The organism is Vibrio sp. ECSMB14106, from assembly GCF_000972265.1.
Lineage (GTDB): Bacteria > Pseudomonadota > Gammaproteobacteria > Enterobacterales > Vibrionaceae > Vibrio > Vibrio kanaloae.
Genome location: NZ_LAUM01000013.1, coordinates 1 through 17,650 on the forward strand (window position 1 = coordinate 1; position 17,650 = coordinate 17,650).

The window sequence follows — 17,650 nt, forward strand, 5'->3', positions numbered from 1 at the left end:
TAAAGGTAGCGCCAAAAATTAACTATTGACGCCATAGTCTCTTGTTATATTATTTCACCATAGATGGGCACTTCTGCTTCCAAACCAAGTTGTCTGATTTTGAAATTTCAGAAATAATAGCATTTACTAATTTTTTACTCCCTTCAAATGGCAGATAGATCCCTACAATTCTTGGAGATTTTATGGTTTCCTCGTCATAAAGTAATGTTTTGATTTGCCCTACAGCAACGATTGAGTTTTGTGCTGTAGTTCGATTGAGTTCGCTTTGAATAGGTAGAGCTGCTGATACTGATTTGCCATTGATGCCCAATGTTTGGACAACGAGAGCTCCCTGTAATGCATTAGACTCAGCCTCTATCCCAATAACACCTAAACCAGAAATGTTAGATGTGGAAGCTAGAACTTGAATATTGGCAGTAACTCGTAAGCCAATTCCAACATAGACCGGTACGTTATAATCGACATATTTATCTTTCGCGCTTATTTCTGATTCATCAGCATCGTTCGGAGTTATTTTCATTTCTGTCTTATTCATCCAGGAGAATGGGAAGCTCTTATTTTTCTCCTTCTCACTCTCATCCAGTCTTGCTAGGGACTCACCACTAACAATAATGTAAGAAACTGATTTAGGTTCATAAACTTCAGTGTTTAAAATTTCTAATGGATGTACAAATTCGTTAATTCTAAGCTGCTTATTATATGCAGTTTTCCTAATTCTAATTGCAAAATTAGTAGTATCAGAATTTACGTAATCGACCGTAACTCTATACCGTTCGCCTTTAACACCTAAACCCGATGCAGCATAAGACACGTTACCATTAGCAGCAAAGCTCTCAACTGACATGCGAACAGCATTATCAGGTAGTGATGAAAGTAAATTACAATTAACCTTAGAATTATCGCTTTTATCCACTTTCACAGCAAAGGGATCCATTGGTATATACGTATATCCTGACACTACAGTTGCGTCTGATTGCGCAATTAATGCTTCACTATCGTTAAATTTAGTGCCCACACAGCCTGTTAAGCTAACAAATAAGCATGACAACAATATTTTTTTCAAAACCATAATAACTCCTTGTTCACCTGGGAAATATAACGCCCAATTAAGTAGCCCGAAACGCTCTGGCTAACCTTCCGCATTGCTCGGCAACACAAAAGCCGACGCAAACCAAAAATGCCACGCGTTGAGGGTCTGCTTGAATTGTTTGTTATGTTTTACCACAAACGACTGATTTATTTGGCAAAGAACTGTGTTGTTAAACGTATTTCAAGAAGTGAATCACAAGCCAAACCTCACTTGACCGCCAGACGCACGGAACACCAAGCGCGTAAGTCCACTTCCCTGCCCAATGAGGCAACCCGATAAACGTTCAACAAGCGCCCTCTCTTTCCAACCACAGCGCAGAACAATGGCAAGTTGCCGAGGCAACTGCCAAATTGACATGCTACTTGGCAAAGAAGCTAAAAGCGACTTTGAGCCAGTGGAATTTGCAACCAACCGCCACGACCTGAAAATGAAGCAACCCGCGAACATTGACATGTTTTACGGGTTGAGAAATTCACGAATTGAGGCCGACAATGCGGATTTGCTGAGGAAACTCGGACGAACTGCCAAAGGGGCAAAGAACACAGATCGAAGAAGCTTTAAGCCACTGAAATACAAGTAAACATAACGCTAAGCTAAGTGGCTAACAAACCTGCCACCCTACTAAATTTGAACACCTTAAACACACAGCTTAACCAAACCAAAAATGCCGAGCGTTTGTTAGTCCGTCTTAAGCGCTTTGTTAGTTTGCCACCACGATGAAACCAGAGGTTTAGCGCCAAGATGCTGAATTAGCTATGAAAGTACTGGCTTTGAACACAAAAGTAAAACGGACAGCTCAGAATTTAAACCCAACCAACAAAACGCACTTGGCAAAGAAGACTTTCGTAGATGCCGACAGCCACAAATACCATCTTTCAATGCTCCCGCTTAACTTTCAAAACCAAAGAAGCAGCGTGCAAGAATATTGAGAAATGAACCTTACTAACACGAAAGAGATGAGTAACACGGAAGCCACTTAACCGAAAAACGGGCTACGCGAGATGCCTATTTCGATGATAAATCTTTGGGAAATAACAGGTGAATAGCTAGAACGTAGAACAAAGCTTTTAGACCACAAACGCTTTTCTGCCCTTTGCAAACTAACAGTTATTAGACCGAGAAATTCTACATTTTATCCCTGAAACTATTCTGTCTAGTCACCTATCCAGATCAGCTCGAGTCTAATAAGCTATTTAATAACAGTACCTTACTGATTAACTCACGCAATAGATGTGACTAAATACAGATTTTATCTATAAAACATCAGAAAAATGCAGAAAACGAATGACTAGGTCGCAGTGTGACAATGAACGATTACGCCTTCGGTGCCGTGTACCCCAAATAATAGCAACATGATTGTCGACATTACGCTATAAATATGAGCGGCTTAGAGATAGTCTCTAATTTGGGCGAGTAGCCGCAATATATAGACCCTTGGGGTATTGCTCTATATTACGAAGGTGTCCTCTACTTCGCCATGGTGCTCAAAAATTCGGCTTCGAATTCTTCATCGGCTTCTCGGGTTAGGCACTCCACCAGCCAGTTGATGCTTTCATGATCTAGGTTACTATTTACCACGAACGCCTGTTTCACGCCAAACTTACCAAGCTTGGCTGAACCATAGTTCTTGAATGATTTATTGCCGTGATAATGGAGTGATTTGATCGCCTCCGTGTTAGGTTCTGGTAAGGCATCAAGGGTGTTGGCAAGCTGAATCACCAACTCCATAGGGTTCTTAGATGATGAGATGCGATACAGAAAACCGCCCTCCACTCTTTGGCGTACCCAGTAATCAAAACCGCTGCAATCCATCACTTTGTCACTGACCAGTGCGGCTTCACTGCGATAGCCACACGGCTCTACCACAACAGGTGTGTGTTTGAATTCTGGCTGACCAGATGCGGCATCGGTATGAGGCAAGATCAAGTCACACGGTTTGCTGTCTTTGGCGGTCGGTGCGTTCCAGTGGATAGGCATGAAAACTTGTTCTCGGCGCATCTCTTTGGTCACCACTAATCGCGCTTGGCACTCCCCTTGTGCGCTGCGCACTTTCACCACTGGATTAATAGTGGTGTGGTTGAACGCATCTAGCCCAAATTCATCCAAGTTCAGTTCTGAAACGGTATCTGGGTGCATGGCTACAAAGGGTTCTGGTGTGTGTTCGCCTAAACCTGCGGCCAAGCCTGTGCGGCTCATGGTGTGCCATTGGTCTCGGATTCGGCCTGTGTTCATGATAAGTGGGAATTCAAGGCTGGTATCGGCAATCGGTTTGTCGTGCTCAACTGCAATAAACTGCGCTTTGCCAGATTCAGTAAAGAACTCACCATTGGTAAACATGCGCTGCTCAATAATCTCTGGTTGATACTCTAACACTGGCCATTGCTGTGGAGTGAGTTCGCCATAGCCTTTCTCATCCAGTTGCGTGAGTCCGATTAAGCACAAATCACGCGCTTTACCTGTTTCATTGCCGAGCGCTGTCATCTCGCAATACTCTTTGAAGATCTCACCTTCGTGGCGGAACTCGAACTGCTCTTTGAATCCCATTTTCTGTGCCACTTCTTTCAATATCCACCAATCGGGTTTGGCTTCCCCTGGGCTTGGTAACACGCGGCGTTGGCGTGAGATTCGGCGTTCAGAGTTAGTCACAGTACCCGACTTCTCGCTCCACCCTTGCGCGGGCAGCACCACATCGGCCAAGCGCGTGGTTTCAGTGTCGGCAATACAGTCAGATACCACCACAAATGGGCACTTCTCTAATGCCGCTTTGATCTTTTCACTGTCAGGCAGGCTCACAACTGGGTTGGTTGCCATAATCCACACCGCTTTGATTCTGCCTTCATTCATGGCATCAAATAGGTCGATGGCTTTTAAGCCTGCGCGAGTAGCTAAGCTGTCAGTTTCCCAAAATTCGCTGACGATTTGATGTGACTGTGGGTCACCAAATTCAAAGTGCGCCGCTAAGGTATTGGCTAAGCCGCCTACTTCACGCCCACCCATGGCGTTCGGCTGACCCGTTACAGAGAATGGCCCCATGCCCGGCTTGCCGATTTTCCCGGTGGCTAAATGGCAGTTAATAATGGCATTCACCTTGTCACAACCTTGTGTCGATTGGTTCACGCCTTGGGAGTAAATAGTCAGCACCTTCTCGTTCGATGCAAACAAACTGTAGAACTGTTTTAGCTGCTGCTCTGTTAACCCTGTGATCTCAGGAACGCTTTTGTCGCCCCAGCCAGCTTCGGTATAGCGGTATTGGGTTGCAGATCGAATCGATTCAGTAAAGCCTTGAGTGTGGTTTTCTATGTAGTCTGCATCTAGCTTGTCGTTATCGTCGAGGTAGCCTAATAAGCCGTTAAACAGCGCCACGTCTGAGCCGGATTCTAATGCCAAGTGAATGTCTGCGATTTCACAGGTGTCGGTATAACGCGGGTCGATGACGATGACTTTCAATGCTGGGTTGGCTTGTTTCGCGGCTCTTAGCCTTTGGAAAAGTACCGGGTGACACCATGCTAGGTTGGAACCTGTAATCACGACTAGATCAGCTTGCTCGAGATCTTCATAGCAAACCGGCACTGTGTCTGCGCCAAATGCTCGCTTATGCCCGACCACGGTTGAAGCCATACATAGCCTAGAGTTACTGTCGATGTTGCCACTACCAATGAAGCCTTTCATCAGTTTATTGGCAACATAGTAGTCTTCGGTAAGCAGCTGACCAGACACATAGAACGCAACCGAATCGGCCCCAAATTCTTCGATGGTTTGATTGAATTTGTCTGCGACCAACTGAGTGGCCCTGTTCCAATCCAGCTGTTGTTTTTGCTCATTCTGAATATAAGCAGGCTGTGTAAGACGACCTAAAGGCGTGACGGTATCACCAAGCGCAATTCCTTTAGTACATAACTTTCCATAGTTTGATGGATGATCTTTATCACCACGTACTTCAAGTTTTCCTAGCGATGTCGGTCTCGCTTCTATTCCACACCCTACACCACAATAAGCACAGGTCGATTTTATCCAGCCGCTGTTTGAATCGGTCATCCGTTTTTCGCTCAATTATCCATAATTGTAATAACTCAAACCAAGCAAATAGCACGCCACTTAATAGCAGCCCTTTATTCTCAAATATTTTAATTTAAAAACAACAAGTTAATAAAAATACAAATATCAACAACGAACCAATCAGAATTTAATGAAGACAGAAACTTAATTTTTGCACCATCTTGCGGAAAGTTGCACCACAAACGCTCATTTATATAAATCTAACAAAAAATTTACATACCACTTTAGGGGTATTTGCGTGCCACTACCAAGTTTTAAGCCACTGAAAAATATAAATTATATTTTATTTAAATGGACAATCTGCAATCTGGCACCCTCCTTGCTCCACTAGAAACCAAGACTTAGAAAAAACATTTTTGTTTTTCTTGATGATTATGAATTGAGTGGAATCTCAACCCGGTATTCATCTGCTAACGACTAGAAATGAGATGATGGTGATGCCGAGAATAAGGAATGGATTATGAGCAAGAAGAAAATCGTCGTTGTGGGTAACGGCATGGTTGGACACAAATTTATCGACAACATCCTACAATCAGACAGTGATGAGTTTGATGTTATTACTTTCAGTGAAGAGCCAAGGTTAGCCTACGACAGAGTTCAGCTGACGGCTTACTTCAAGCGCGGAAATGCTGATGACTTGGCATTAACCAGCGAAGAGTATTATCAAAGCAATGGCGTCAATTACCTTCTCAACGCGAGAGTCGCTCAACTGGATACTGAAAATAAGTGCGTTGTGACTGAATCGGGACATACCGAGAGTTATGACACTTTGATTCTGGCGACCGGTTCATTCCCTTTTGTTCCCCCAATTCCCGGTAACGACCAGGAACACTGCCACGTTTATCGCACTATCGAAGATCTAGACGCCATTGAACTATCTAGCAAAGGCAGTAAATCTGGCGTCGTTATTGGTGGTGGTCTGCTTGGCTTAGAAGCGGCAAACGCAGTCAAAAACCTTGGTTTGGAAACCCATGTAGTTGAATTCGCGCCTCGCCTAATGGCCGTTCAATTAGATGACGGTGGCGGTGCCCTACTGCGCAGAAAAATTGAAGACCTTGGTGTGCAAGTTCACACCGAGAAAGCGACCTCTGAAATAGTCGCGGGTGAGAACGCTCGCTACAGAATGAACTTTGCAGACGGCACCCACCTTGAAACCGATATGATCGTGTTCTCTGCAGGTATTCGCCCTCAAGATGCCCTAGCTCGCAGCTCTGATATCGCCATTGGTGAACGTGGCGGCATCGTGATTAACGATCACTGCCAAACCAACATCGACAACGTCTATGCGATTGGTGAATGTGCGCTTTGGGACAACAAGATCTTCGGCTTAGTCGCGCCCGGTTATTCCATGGCGAAAGTCGCGGCTTCGCATATTGTCTCTGACGGTACTGACGACGCTGCGTTCACTGGCGCTGACATGAGCACCAAGCTCAAGCTGCTTGGCGTCGATGTGGCCAGTATTGGTGAAGTACACGGCAAGACGGAAGGCGCTCAATCGTATACCTATAACGATGAAATTGAACAAGTTTATAAACGCCTGATCATCTCGGCAGACGGCACAAAGATTGTCGGTGCAGTATTGGTCGGTGATGCAGAGGCTTACGGTTCGCTACTGCAAATAAAGCAAAATGACATGCCTCTTCCTGAAAACCCATCAGTGTTGATTTTACCTAACGTGGCCGATGATTCAGGTTCGGCAATGGGTGTTGAAGCTCTGCCCGATAGCGCAGTGATTTGTTCGTGTTTTGATGTGACCAAAGGCGACATTAAAGACGCCGTTTCAGCAGGCTGCACCACGATGGCTGCATTGAAAGAAACCACTAATGCTTCAACAGGTTGTGGCGGTTGTTCTGCCCTTGCTAAACAGGTTCTCGATAGCGAGCTAAGTAACCTAGGTGTCGAGGTTTCTAACGATATCTGTGAGCACTTTGCTTATTCTCGCCAAGAGCTTACCGACATCATCAGAGTCAACAAAATCAAAACCTTCGATGAGCTGTTAGATTCTCACGGCAACGGATTGGGCTGTACCGTGTGTAAACCGGCTGTCGGTTCGATTCTGGCTTCCTACTGGAACGATTACATCCTCGAAGATCAACATATCGAACTGCAAGACACCAACGACATCTACCTAGGTAACATGCAAAAAGACGGCACCTACTCTGTGGTTCCGCGTATTGCTGGCGGGGAAATCACTCCAGATAAATTGATCGTGCTTGGCGAAGTCGCTAAAGAATTCGACCTTTACACCAAGATCACCGGTGGTCAGCGTGTCGACTTGTTCGGCGCACAACTTAACGAACTGCCAATCATCTGGAAAAAGCTAATCGATGCTGGTTTTGAAACTGGCCATGCCTACGGTAAATCGGTACGTACCGTGAAATCGTGTGTCGGGAGCACTTGGTGTCGATACGGCGTCGACGACAGTGTTGGCTTAGCGATTCGACTAGAAAACCGCTACAAAGGCTTACGCTCACCACACAAGATCAAGTTTGCGGTTTCTGGCTGTACGCGCGAATGTGCAGAAGCCCAATCAAAAGATTTTGGCATTATCGCAACCGACAAAGGTTGGAACCTTTACATCTGTGGTAACGGCGGTATGCGCCCTCGCCATGCTGACCTATTCGCCACAGATTTAGATGAAACCACACTCCTTAAATACATCGACCGCGTTTTGATGTTCTACACACGTACTGCAGACCGCTTACAGCGTACATCGGTATGGATGGAGAACCTCGAAGGCGGCATTGAATACCTCAAACAAGTCGTGATTGAAGACAAGCTCAATGTTGCTGAAGAACTTGAAGCTGACATCGCTCTCAACATCGAAAAATACCAATGTGAATGGAAAACCACCATCGAAAACCCTGAAAAAATGAAGCGTTTCCAGCACTACATCAACAGCGAAGAAATGGACACTAGCCTGTCATTCATCAAAGAACGAGAACAGCGTTTTCCTAAGCCGAGCTTGAGCTCTTCTTCAGATTCACAACGCGATGAAATACTAACCAAGGCTGACCAAATCGAAGTCACGGAAGTTTCGTAAGACGAATTGCTGGTGAGTGAATCAGTAACAACTAAACCCAATATCGATAGTCGACAGTGGCGCAGCCCAAGAAAACTGCTGTCGGCTATCACCCTAATTAAATTGATTATTAGTTTTATGTTTTGACTAGGAGAAAGTCATGGAAAATTGGACAACCGTATGCAGCACCAGCGACCTAACCCCAAACGGGGGGATTTGCGCCAAAGTAGACGATAACCAAGTGGCTATTTTTTACTGCAAGCGCAGTGACACGCTTTATGGACTCTCTAATTACGATCCTGTTGGCAAGGCGAATGTGATGTCACGTGGTATCATTGGTTCATTAAGCGGTGAGCCTTACGTAGCCTCACCCTTATACAAGCAGCATTACCACTTAGAAACTGGCGCGTGCCTTGAACAACCCGATCTCAAGCTCGTGAAATTTGAAGTTCGCAAGCAAGGAGAACAGGTTCAGGTTCTCGCACCGCTTGCTATCGCCAGTTAACTAAACGCCGACATCATCATGTAAACGCTTTATCAGCGTGAGCAATTTCGGCACAGGGTTTAGCCACATTAATGCGTTCGAATTTCGGAAGTAACGCACGAGCTAAAGCCGGGTAATTTTCCAGATTTAAAGGATTTAAACCATGGATAACACAAAATTTTCGCTGCTTTCATTTACGGGTAAGATAAAAACCTTACACCTAAGTTGGATGGCCTTTTTTATCACCTTTGTTGTGTGGTTCAACTTTGCCCCACTACTGCAAATGGTAAAAACTTCGCTTGGTCTTTCTACTGAAGAGATCAAAACACTGCTTATTCTCAACGTTGCATTGACCATTCCGGCGCGTGTCGCCATTGGTATGTTGACCGACAGATACGGCCCAAGGTTGGTCTACTCTTCGCTACTCGCGGTCTGTTCAATCCCTTGTTTCATGTTTGCTATGGCAGACTCTTTCATTCAAGCGGCCATCGCTCGTTTTCTACTGGGCTTCATTGGTGCAGGTTTCGTTGTCGGTATTCGTCTTGTGTCTGAATGGTTTCCACACAACGAACTGGGTACAGCAGAAGGTATTTACGGCGGTTGGGGTAACTTCGGTTCAGCAGCAGCAGCGTTTACCCTTCCAACTCTCGCTCTAGCGTTTGGTGGTGAAGACGGCTGGCGTTATGCGGTTGGTATTACTGGCGTAATGAGCTTAGCGTTCTCGTTTATCTTCTACAAAAACGTGTCAGATACACCAAAAGGTTCGACTTACTTCAAGCCTGCTCAAGTAACAGCAATGGAAGTGACATCAAAGGGTGACTTTTTCTTCCTACTTATTATGAAGATCCCGATGTATGCCGCTTTAGCGCTACTGACATGGAAGCTATCACCAAGCAACATCAACATGCTGTCTGACATGGCGGTTAACTCGGTTTACGCAGGTTTGGCTGCGCTTTACGTGTACGAAGTGTCGCAAGTTTGGAAAGTAAACAAGAACGTATTTAAAGAAGAAGTGCCAGAGATTCACCAGTACAAATTCAAGCAAGTTGCGGTACTTAACGTATTGTACTTCGCGACATTTGGTTCTGAACTGGCTGTTGTTTCTATGCTGCCGTTGTTCTTCTCTGAAACCTTTGAATTAACACCGGTTCTTGCAGGTATGGTTGCATCGGCTTACGCCTTTATGAACTTAATGTCTCGCCCAGGTGGTGGTTGGATTTCAGATAAGTTCGGTCGTAAACCAACACTGCTTATTCTGACGATTGGTCTTGCTGCGGGTTACTTCGCAATGGGGCAAGTCGACAGCACATGGCCTGTATGGCTAGCGGTTGTCGCGGCGATGGCGTGTTCTTTCTTCGTGCAAGCAGGTGAAGGTGCGGTGTTTGCGACAGTGCCACTGATTAAGCGTCGTATGACAGGTCAGATTGCAGGTATGACCGGAGCTTACGGTAACGTGGGTGCGGTAGTTTACCTAACTGTGTTGTCATTCGTGAGCTACCAAACGTTCTTCTTAGTGATTGCTGCAACAGCGGTACTTGGCTTTGTAACTCTACTGTTCATGGAAGAGCCTAACGGTCAAATCGCCGAAGTAAACGACGACGGTAGCGTGACCTTGATTAACGTATCGAGCTAACCACTCATTGAATCGGGAGTAGTACCGAGGTGTGTTTCACCACTTTGGTACTGCGTTCAAAGGCTCTAGGTTCACTAGGGCTTTTGTTCTTCCTAGGATGTTCTGTCAAGGAAGCGGGAAGAAGAGCAGTAAAGAAGAAGACCAGTTATGACAATTTCATTCAGCCAAGGGCAAGTTATCACGCCAGAATCCAACAACCAGTTAACGCTTAAGTTTGGTGGTTATTCGAATAAAGGCATACGTGATGAAAACCAAGACGCCATCATTGTAAAGCACCCCAAAACTCGTACTGAGCAAGAGTTGAAAGGCAGTGTCGCCTGCATAGCAGACGGGGCAAGTTGCAGTGAACACGGCCAGAAAGCCAGTCACACTAGCGTGATGCAGTTTATCGACGACTATTACGCCACGCCAAATAGCTGGAGCATTCAGCGTTCGGCGCAAAAGGTCTTAACGTCCCTCAATTCTTGGCTCTTCAACACGTCTGTTTCTAATATTCATCCCGCACAACAAGTGAACCACAATGCCCTCGTTTCGACGTTCAGCAGCGTGATACTCAAATCGAACACCGCACATATATTCCACGTTGGCGACAGCCGTATCTACTTACTAAGAGATGGTGAATTACGCCAACTGACCCGCGACCACACCCGTAAAAATATGGGGCAGAAGCATTACTTAACACGCGCCTTAGGCATGGACAACCAACTCAACGTTGACTATCAAGCCCTACCCATCAAGAAAAACGACTGCTTTATCCTCACTTCGGATGGTGTGCATGAATTTGTCTCCCCCAACACATTCAATGAACACATCGATAAGCCTGGAGCGGATTTCGAATACGCTGCACAAACCATCTGTAACACTGCTTTAAGCCACAATAGCTCAGACAACGTGAGCTGTTTGATTGTGCAAGTCAGCCATCTACCTAAACCTTCGCTCATTGAGTTCCATGAAAAACTGGCTAAACGAGCCATCCCACCCGCGTTAAAGCTCGGGCAAAGTATCGACAACTTTATGGTACTTGAGGTGTTGTATGCAGGCTCTAGAAGCCATGTGTACCGGGTGATGCAGAAAGAGACACAAACCGAGTTCGTGCTAAAAGTCCCTTCCGTTCAATATCACGATAGCCCTTCGCAACTCAGAGCTTTCTTTAATGAACAATGGGCGGGGATCTTGTTAAAAAACAAGAGAGTAATGAAGGTTTACCCGACGCCAGAGCATTCGCAATTCTTATATCAAATCTGCGAATGGGTAGAAGGCATCACGCTAAGACAATGGATGTACGACAATCCAAAACCGTCACTCAATGAAGTACGCGACATACTAGAAAAGATCACACAAGGTATTCGAGTATTACAACGCGCAGACATGGTGCACCGAGACTTAAAGCCCGAGAACATTATGCTTCAACATGATGGTGAGATAAAAATCATCGACCTTGGCGCTGTATTAGTCAGAGGACTTGAAGAGGGAGAGCTCGCAGACAAAGACGACACTCCATTAGGTGCGGTCAATTACATTGCACCCGAGACCATCAAGCACAACAGCGCGACCACCAGCTCTGATCTGTTCTCTATCGCTGTGATCGGCTATGAGATGCTAACCGGTGAATTGCCCTACTCTGAAATGACCGCACAATCGCTTAAGCAATCTCGTCATCATCAGTGGAAATACCAACCCATCACCCAGAAACGAGCTGACTTACCAAGCTGGGTGGATTTGGTGTTACAGAAAGCCTGCTCGGAATCGCCAAGCGAACGTCATCAAGTGTTGGGAGATTTTGTGGCAGACCTTTACACACCAAACCAAAGCTTGGTCAAAAGCAAAGCCAAGCAACCTTTGATAAACCGAAACCCGATCCAGTTTTGGAAAGTGTTGGCTTTGTTGCTCGGCATTGTTGCCATTGTAGAAATGGGCTTATTGCTGAGTTCTAGTTAATTACAGGTTCGAGTTAAAACCAAGTGCGGATTAAAAACCCAAGTTCGAGCTAAACGCGAGGCTTCTAGCTAACCGAAAAGCTCGAGCTAGCCTCGTTTCACTAAGCTTCTTGGTACGAGTTCAATACCCGCTTGGTAACGCTTAGCCGATGCATTTAACGCCAAAGCAAAGGCACTATCGGCAATCACTTCAAACTGCTGGGGCAGTGAGTGGACTTTGAAAGGCAAGAAGTCGAGCAGTCGGTTATCACCAAAGGTCGCCAACTTCACTTGATTAACCAGTTCTGGCTTTTCGACCATCACATCCAGCACACCTTCTAACAAGGTGTAAGACATGGTAACAATTGCATCGGGCACCGTGCCTTTGGCAATCCAACCCTCAAAAATCTCACGCCCAGATTCTCTGTCAAAATGCGCGCCGTAACCCACAACGGTAGGTTTGTCTTCTGACAGTCCGATTTGTTGACCATACGCTTTGTTTGCCGCTTCGAAACCCAACTGGCGTTCACGTGATATGTTTAGATCTGGCAATGCACCTATCAAACCAACACTATCAATACTGTCATCGAGAATCGAATGCGTCAGTTCAAACGCAGCTTCAAAATCTTCACTGAGTACGCAAGCAAAGTGCTCGTCATCTAACGGACGGTCAATTGCGATCACAGGCGTTCCTGAGTTTTGCAACTTTAAGTAGAACTCGTTGGCGTCTGGCATGGAACTCGCCACCAACAAGGCATCGATACGACGACTCACCAAGGCTTCCGCAACTTTACGTTCGGTTTCAGCGTCATCATCTGAACAACCAATCAAAATCTGGTAGCCCACTTTACGTGAGTTCTGCTCTATCAGTTTTGCTAAACGCGCGTAACTGCTGTTTTCCAAATCCGGAATAATCAAACCAAATGAACGGCTATTACCAGCACGCAGCGACGACGCTGCATGGTCTGGACGGTAGTTGTACTCTTCCACCACAGCCATGACTTTCTGCTGAGTCTTCTCGCTGATTCTGTATTTCTGCGCCTTGCCGTTGATCACATAACTGGCTGTGGTTTTCGATACTCCAGCCAATTTAGCAATTTCATCAAGTGTCATATGGGTGACCTGTATTTTGTGCGTAGGATCATATAACCAATGATCTGATCCTCGGATTAGTTGAATTATAGGCTGAATCGATTCAGTATGAAAGCTGAAAGGATTCAGCAAAATCTGAAAAGTGACTTCAATCATCCTTTTGTATGGGTTGAGCGTCATTTGTTGTGATTCAACTTCTCGTTATTAACGAAACTGAAATTACGACACGCAGCAAAACTATTTTGAAAACCAAAATCGGCTTTGCTGAATTTTTTTACACTGAATGCTGAATCGATTCAGCCAACGTCGAACAAAGAGCAAAGCAACGAGAAAATATTGTTCTAGACTGAATCGTAGCGATACACAAATTCTCAAGCTATACGCTAAAGAGGCACCATGCTTAAATTATCAAAATCTGACATCACTCTAGGCCAATCTGCCGAAGACAAATTCAAAGCAATTCAAAACATTGCTGGCGACCTGACAGCTAAAGGTTTAGTTGACTCTGGTTACGTTGAAGGAATGCTGAACCGTGAAAACCAGAACTCTACGTTCCTAGGTAACGGCATCGCGATTCCTCACGGAACGACGGATACTCGTGGCCTAGTAAAAGAGACAGGCGTTGCGGTACACCACTTCCCTGAAGGTATTGATTGGGCAGACGGCAACCGTGTTTACGTTGCGATTGGTATTGCAGCTAAATCTGACGAGCACTTAGGCATTCTTAAGCAACTGACCAAAGTTCTAGCGGCTGACGGTGTTGAAGAGAAATTAAAGCAAGCGAAATCAGAAGACGAAATCATCGCCCTACTTAACGGCGAAGTTCAGCTAGAAGCCGACCTAGACGCTTCTTTGGTTCAACTACTGTTCCCTGCAAGCGACATGATTCAAATGTCTGCTGTAGCGGGCGGCCTACTTAAAAACACAGGTTGCACAGACAACGCATTCGTTGCTGACCTAGTAACGAAAACACCGACTCACCTAGGCCAAGGCCTTTGGTTGTTGGGCAGCGATAAAGGCGTAACTCGCACTGGCGTATCTTTCGTTTCAACAGCGAACCATTGTGAATTCGAAGGCACACCAGTGAAAGCATTGGTGGCATTTGCAGCTTGCAACAGCGCACACCAATCGATTCTAGCAAACCTAAGCAAGATGGTTTTCGAAGGTAAACAGCAACAACTGTTAACCGCTGACGCAGCGCAAGTAATTGGCCTTCTAAAAGGTGAAGCGGTTTCTACAGCTTCTCAAGACGATGACAACTGCGCAGTATTCAAAATCAAAAACGCACACGGTCTGCACGCTCGTCCGGGTGCAATGCTAGTGGCTGAAGCGAAGAAATTCGAATCAACGATCCGTGTTTCAAACCTAGATGGCGACGGAAAAGAAGTGAACGCGAAGAGCTTGATGAAAGTCATCGCACTTGGCGTTAAACATGGCCACCAGCTTCAGTTTGTTGCTGAAGGTGAAGATGCAGCACAAGCACTTGAATCGATTGGTAAAGCTATCGCTTCAGGCCTTGGCGAAGGTTAAGGAATCGATATGTCTAATCAACAAATCAAAGCCGTTACCGTTACGCTAAACCCTGCTCTAGATCTAACTGGCGCTATCGACGCACTTAACGTGGGTTCAGTGAGCCTAGTGAACAAAGGCTCTCTACATGCGGCAGGTAAAGGCGTAAACGTAGCAAAAGTGCTTTCAGAGCTTGGCGCTAAAGTGACCGTAACTGGTTTCCTTGGTCGCAATAACGAAGAAGCATTCTGCCAACTGTTTGAACAGATGGGCGCAACTGACCGCTTCATCCGTGTTGATGGCGCAACTCGTATCAACGTGAAACTGGTAGAGAACTCAGGCCAAGTTAGCGACATCAACTTCCCAGGTGTTCCTGTTGATGCTGACGCTATCAAAGCGTTTGAAGAAACCTTGCTAGAACTGGCTGAAGACCACGAATACTTCGTGATTGCAGGCAGCTTGCCACAAGGCGTATCGCCAGAGCTTTGCGCTTCTTGGGTACAGCGCTTGCGTGACCTAGGTAAAAAGGTGTTGTTCGACAGCAGCCGTGACGCACTCAAAGCCGGTATCAATGCACAACCTTGGTTAATTAAGCCAAACGATGAAGAGCTGTCTCAACTGTTCAATGCCGAACTGACAACACGTGACCAGTGCCAACACGCAGGCCAAGCCCTAAGTGAAAAAGGCATCGATAACATCGTGGTATCACTTGGTGCAGAAGGCGTGATGTGGCTTAACCAAGATGAATGGCTACATGCTCAACCTCCGCGTATGCAAGTGGTAAGCACGGTAGGTGCAGGTGACACATTAGTCGCAGGCCTATGTTGGGGTCACATGCAACAGATGCCAAAACCAGAACTTATTAAATTCGCAACCGCCCTATCTGCTCTAGCAGTTTCACAGGTAGGCGTGGGCATCACCAGCCAACAAGAGCTGGATTCAGTACTACAAAATATCCAATTACAGTCGCTTAGTGCTCCAACTAGCCAGTTAGACACAAGCAAATAGGACAAAAGGTTTATTATGAATATTACCATTATCACAGCTTGCCCTAGTGGCGTAGCAAACAGCATCATCGCCGCAGGCTTGTTAGAGCAAGCGACAAAAGCACTGGGTTGGAACGCCGCTATTGAATGTCAATCAAGCGTGCTACCTGACTCAACCGTATCGCAAGACACTATCGACAGCAGCGACGTCGTGGTTATCGCAGCTAACACCAACGTTGATAAAGCGCGCTTTGTCGGTAAGAAAGTGTACCAAGCGGCTATCTCTGAATGCACAGCTGATACAAAAGCATTTCTAGAGAAAGCGGTAGCTGAAGCAACGGTACTAGATGCTTCTCAAGTTGAAGAAACGGTTGCAGTAACGGGTACTTCTCCAAACTCTTCTACAACAGCAAGCACGGGCAGCAAAAAAATCGTAGCGATTACCGCTTGCCCGACTGGTGTTGCACATACCTTTATGGCAGCTGAAGCGCTTGAAGCAGAAGGCAAACGCCTAGGTCACCAAATCAAAGTGGAAACTCGCGGCTCTGTAGGTGCGAAGAACCAACTGACAGACCAAGAAATCGCAGACGCTGATCTGGTTATCATCGCAGCAGATATCGACGTTCCACTGGATCGTTTTAACGGCAAAGCGCTATACAAAACAACAACAAGCCCTGCTTTGAAGAAAACAAAGCAAGAGATGGAAAAAGCATTCGCAGAAGCTAAACCATACCAACACACAGCTTCTTCAAATTCAGCGCCTGCTGACGAGAAGAAAGGCGTGTACAAGCACCTAATGACAGGTGTTTCTCACATGCTCCCTGTGGTTGTTGCGGGCGGTTTGATCATCGCATTGTCTTTCGTATTCGGTATCGAAGCGTTTAAAGAAGAAGGCACACTGGCTGCAGCACTGATGACTATCGGTGGTGGTTCTGCATTCGCACTGATGATTCCTGTTCTGGCTGGTTTCATTGCATTCTCAATTGCTGATCGTCCGGGTCTGGCTCCAGGTCTAATCGGCGGTATGCTGGCTAGCTCAACAGGCGCAGGTTTCCTAGGTGGTATCGCAGCGGGTTTCATTGCCGGTTACGCTGCTAAATTCATTGCCGACAAGGTTCAACTTCCACAATCCATGGAAGCCCTCAAGCCAATCCTGATCATTCCGTTTATCGCGAGTTTGTTCACCGGTCTTGTGATGGTTTACATCGTGGGTGGCCCTGTATCTGGCGTGATGAGCGCAATGACAACTTTCCTAAACAACATGGGAACGTCTAACGCGATTCTTCTGGGTGTGATTCTAGGCGCAATGATGTGTTTCGACCTTGGTGGTCCAGTAAACAAAGCAGCTTACACATTCGGTGTTGGCCTACTGGCTTCGCAAACTTACGCACCAATGGCAGCAATCATGGCAGCAGGTATGGTTCCAGCTCTAGGTATGGGCCTTGCGACTTTCCTAGTGAAAGACAAGTTTGAAGCGGGCGAACGTGAAGCGGGTAAAGCATCATTCGTTCTTGGCCTATGCTTCATCTCTGAAGGTGCGATTCCATTCGCAGCGAAAGACCCAATGCGTGTTATCCCAGCTTGTATGGCAGGTGGTGCACTAACTGGCGCTCTTTCAATGATGTTTGGTGCTCAGCTAATGGCTCCACACGGCGGCTTGTTCGTACTACTGATTCCTGGTGCTATCTCTCCAGTTCTTATGTACCTAGTGGCGATTGCAGCGGGTACAGCAGTAACAGGCTTTGGTTACGCAGCTCTTAAAAAGATGAGCGACTCTAAGGCAACTGCAGAGGCTTAATCCCCTACTCTGGTTAACGGTTCAACCCGATAACCAGAGGCTCTTGATAACCGGTTTCTTGGTA

The 17,650-nt window shown here is 46.1% G+C and carries 11 protein-coding genes; 8 read left to right on the forward strand and 3 right to left on the reverse strand.

Features of this window, described 5'->3' with window-relative positions:
- Positions 1 to 49 precede the first annotated feature (49 nt).
- Positions 50 to 1,069 (reverse strand): hypothetical protein, encoded by a 1,020-nt coding sequence (locus WR49_RS10350; protein WP_046223929.1) that lies wholly within the window; start codon positions 1,067 to 1,069, stop codon positions 50 to 52.
- Between the two features lie 343 nt (positions 1,070 to 1,412).
- On the opposite strand from WR49_RS10350, the gene WR49_RS10355 reads away from it, so the two are divergent.
- Complete coding sequence (locus WR49_RS10355; RefSeq protein WP_046224034.1) at positions 1,413 to 1,670, forward strand: hypothetical protein; 258 nt, start codon at positions 1,413 to 1,415, stop codon at positions 1,668 to 1,670.
- A gap of 887 nt (positions 1,671 to 2,557) precedes the next feature.
- On the opposite strand, the gene WR49_RS10360 is transcribed toward WR49_RS10355, so the two are convergent.
- Positions 2,558 to 5,140, reverse strand: a complete 2,583-nt coding sequence (locus WR49_RS10360) for a molybdopterin oxidoreductase family protein (RefSeq protein WP_046223930.1) — start codon at positions 5,138 to 5,140, stop codon at positions 2,558 to 2,560.
- Between the two features lie 466 nt (positions 5,141 to 5,606).
- On the opposite strand from WR49_RS10360, the gene nirB reads away from it, so the two are divergent.
- From nirB to WR49_RS10380, 4 genes are all read left to right on the forward strand, one after another.
- Complete coding sequence (gene nirB / locus WR49_RS10365; protein ID WP_046223931.1) at positions 5,607 to 8,189, forward strand: nitrite reductase large subunit NirB; 2,583 nt, start codon at positions 5,607 to 5,609, stop codon at positions 8,187 to 8,189.
- Positions 8,190 to 8,328: 139 nt separating this feature from the next.
- Positions 8,329 to 8,673 carry a nitrite reductase small subunit NirD gene (nirD, locus tag WR49_RS10370; protein ID WP_046223932.1) on the forward strand — a complete coding sequence of 115 codons (345 nt, stop codon included), beginning with the start codon at positions 8,329 to 8,331 and terminating at the stop codon, positions 8,671 to 8,673.
- Between the two features lie 142 nt (positions 8,674 to 8,815).
- Complete coding sequence (locus tag WR49_RS10375; protein ID WP_046223933.1) at positions 8,816 to 10,285, forward strand: NarK family nitrate/nitrite MFS transporter; 1,470 nt, start codon at positions 8,816 to 8,818, stop codon at positions 10,283 to 10,285.
- 147 nt (positions 10,286 to 10,432) lie between these two features.
- On the forward strand, positions 10,433 to 12,223 hold the full coding sequence (locus WR49_RS10380) for a bifunctional protein-serine/threonine kinase/phosphatase (protein ID WP_046223934.1): 1,791 nt from the start codon (positions 10,433 to 10,435) through the stop codon (positions 12,221 to 12,223).
- Between the two features lie 86 nt (positions 12,224 to 12,309).
- Here WR49_RS10380 and cra read toward each other — a convergent pair whose 3' ends face one another.
- Positions 12,310 to 13,314, reverse strand: coding sequence for a catabolite repressor/activator (gene cra / locus WR49_RS10385; protein ID WP_046223935.1), 1,005 nt, complete (start codon positions 13,312 to 13,314; stop codon positions 12,310 to 12,312).
- Positions 13,315 to 13,689: 375 nt separating this feature from the next.
- Here cra and fruB point away from each other — a divergent pair, with 375 nt between their 5' ends.
- From fruB to fruA, 3 genes are read left to right on the forward strand one after another with little or no spacing between them, the layout of a single operon-like run.
- Entirely contained in the window at positions 13,690 to 14,823 is a 1,134-nt protein-coding gene (gene fruB / locus WR49_RS10390) for a fused PTS fructose transporter subunit IIA/HPr protein (protein ID WP_046223936.1), read from the forward strand.
- Positions 14,824 to 14,832: 9 nt separating this feature from the next.
- Positions 14,833 to 15,810, forward strand: a complete 978-nt coding sequence (gene pfkB, locus WR49_RS10395) for a 1-phosphofructokinase (RefSeq protein ID WP_046223937.1) — start codon at positions 14,833 to 14,835, stop codon at positions 15,808 to 15,810.
- Positions 15,811 to 15,825: 15 nt separating this feature from the next.
- Positions 15,826 to 17,586, forward strand: coding sequence for a PTS fructose transporter subunit IIBC (gene fruA, locus WR49_RS10400; RefSeq protein WP_046223938.1), 1,761 nt, complete (start codon positions 15,826 to 15,828; stop codon positions 17,584 to 17,586).
- Positions 17,587 to 17,650 lie beyond the last annotated feature (64 nt).

Coding starts and splice junctions, on each gene's coding strand:
- fruB (WP_046223936.1), top strand. CDS start 13,690: ATGCTTAAATTATCAAAATCTGACATCACTCTAGGCCAATCTGCCGAA.
- WR49_RS10380 (WP_046223934.1), top strand. CDS start 10,433: ATGACAATTTCATTCAGCCAAGGGCAAGTTATCACGCCAGAATCCAAC.
- pfkB (WP_046223937.1), top strand. CDS start 14,833: ATGTCTAATCAACAAATCAAAGCCGTTACCGTTACGCTAAACCCTGCT.
- WR49_RS10355 (WP_046224034.1), top strand. CDS start 1,413: ATGGCAAGTTGCCGAGGCAACTGCCAAATTGACATGCTACTTGGCAAA.
- WR49_RS10375 (WP_046223933.1), top strand. CDS start 8,816: ATGGATAACACAAAATTTTCGCTGCTTTCATTTACGGGTAAGATAAAA.
- WR49_RS10350 (WP_046223929.1), bottom strand. CDS start 1,069: ATGGTTTTGAAAAAAATATTGTTGTCATGCTTATTTGTTAGCTTAACA.
- fruA (WP_046223938.1), top strand. CDS start 15,826: ATGAATATTACCATTATCACAGCTTGCCCTAGTGGCGTAGCAAACAGC.
- cra (WP_046223935.1), bottom strand. CDS start 13,314: ATGACACTTGATGAAATTGCTAAATTGGCTGGAGTATCGAAAACCACA.
- nirD (WP_046223932.1), top strand. CDS start 8,329: ATGGAAAATTGGACAACCGTATGCAGCACCAGCGACCTAACCCCAAAC.
- nirB (WP_046223931.1), top strand. CDS start 5,607: ATGAGCAAGAAGAAAATCGTCGTTGTGGGTAACGGCATGGTTGGACAC.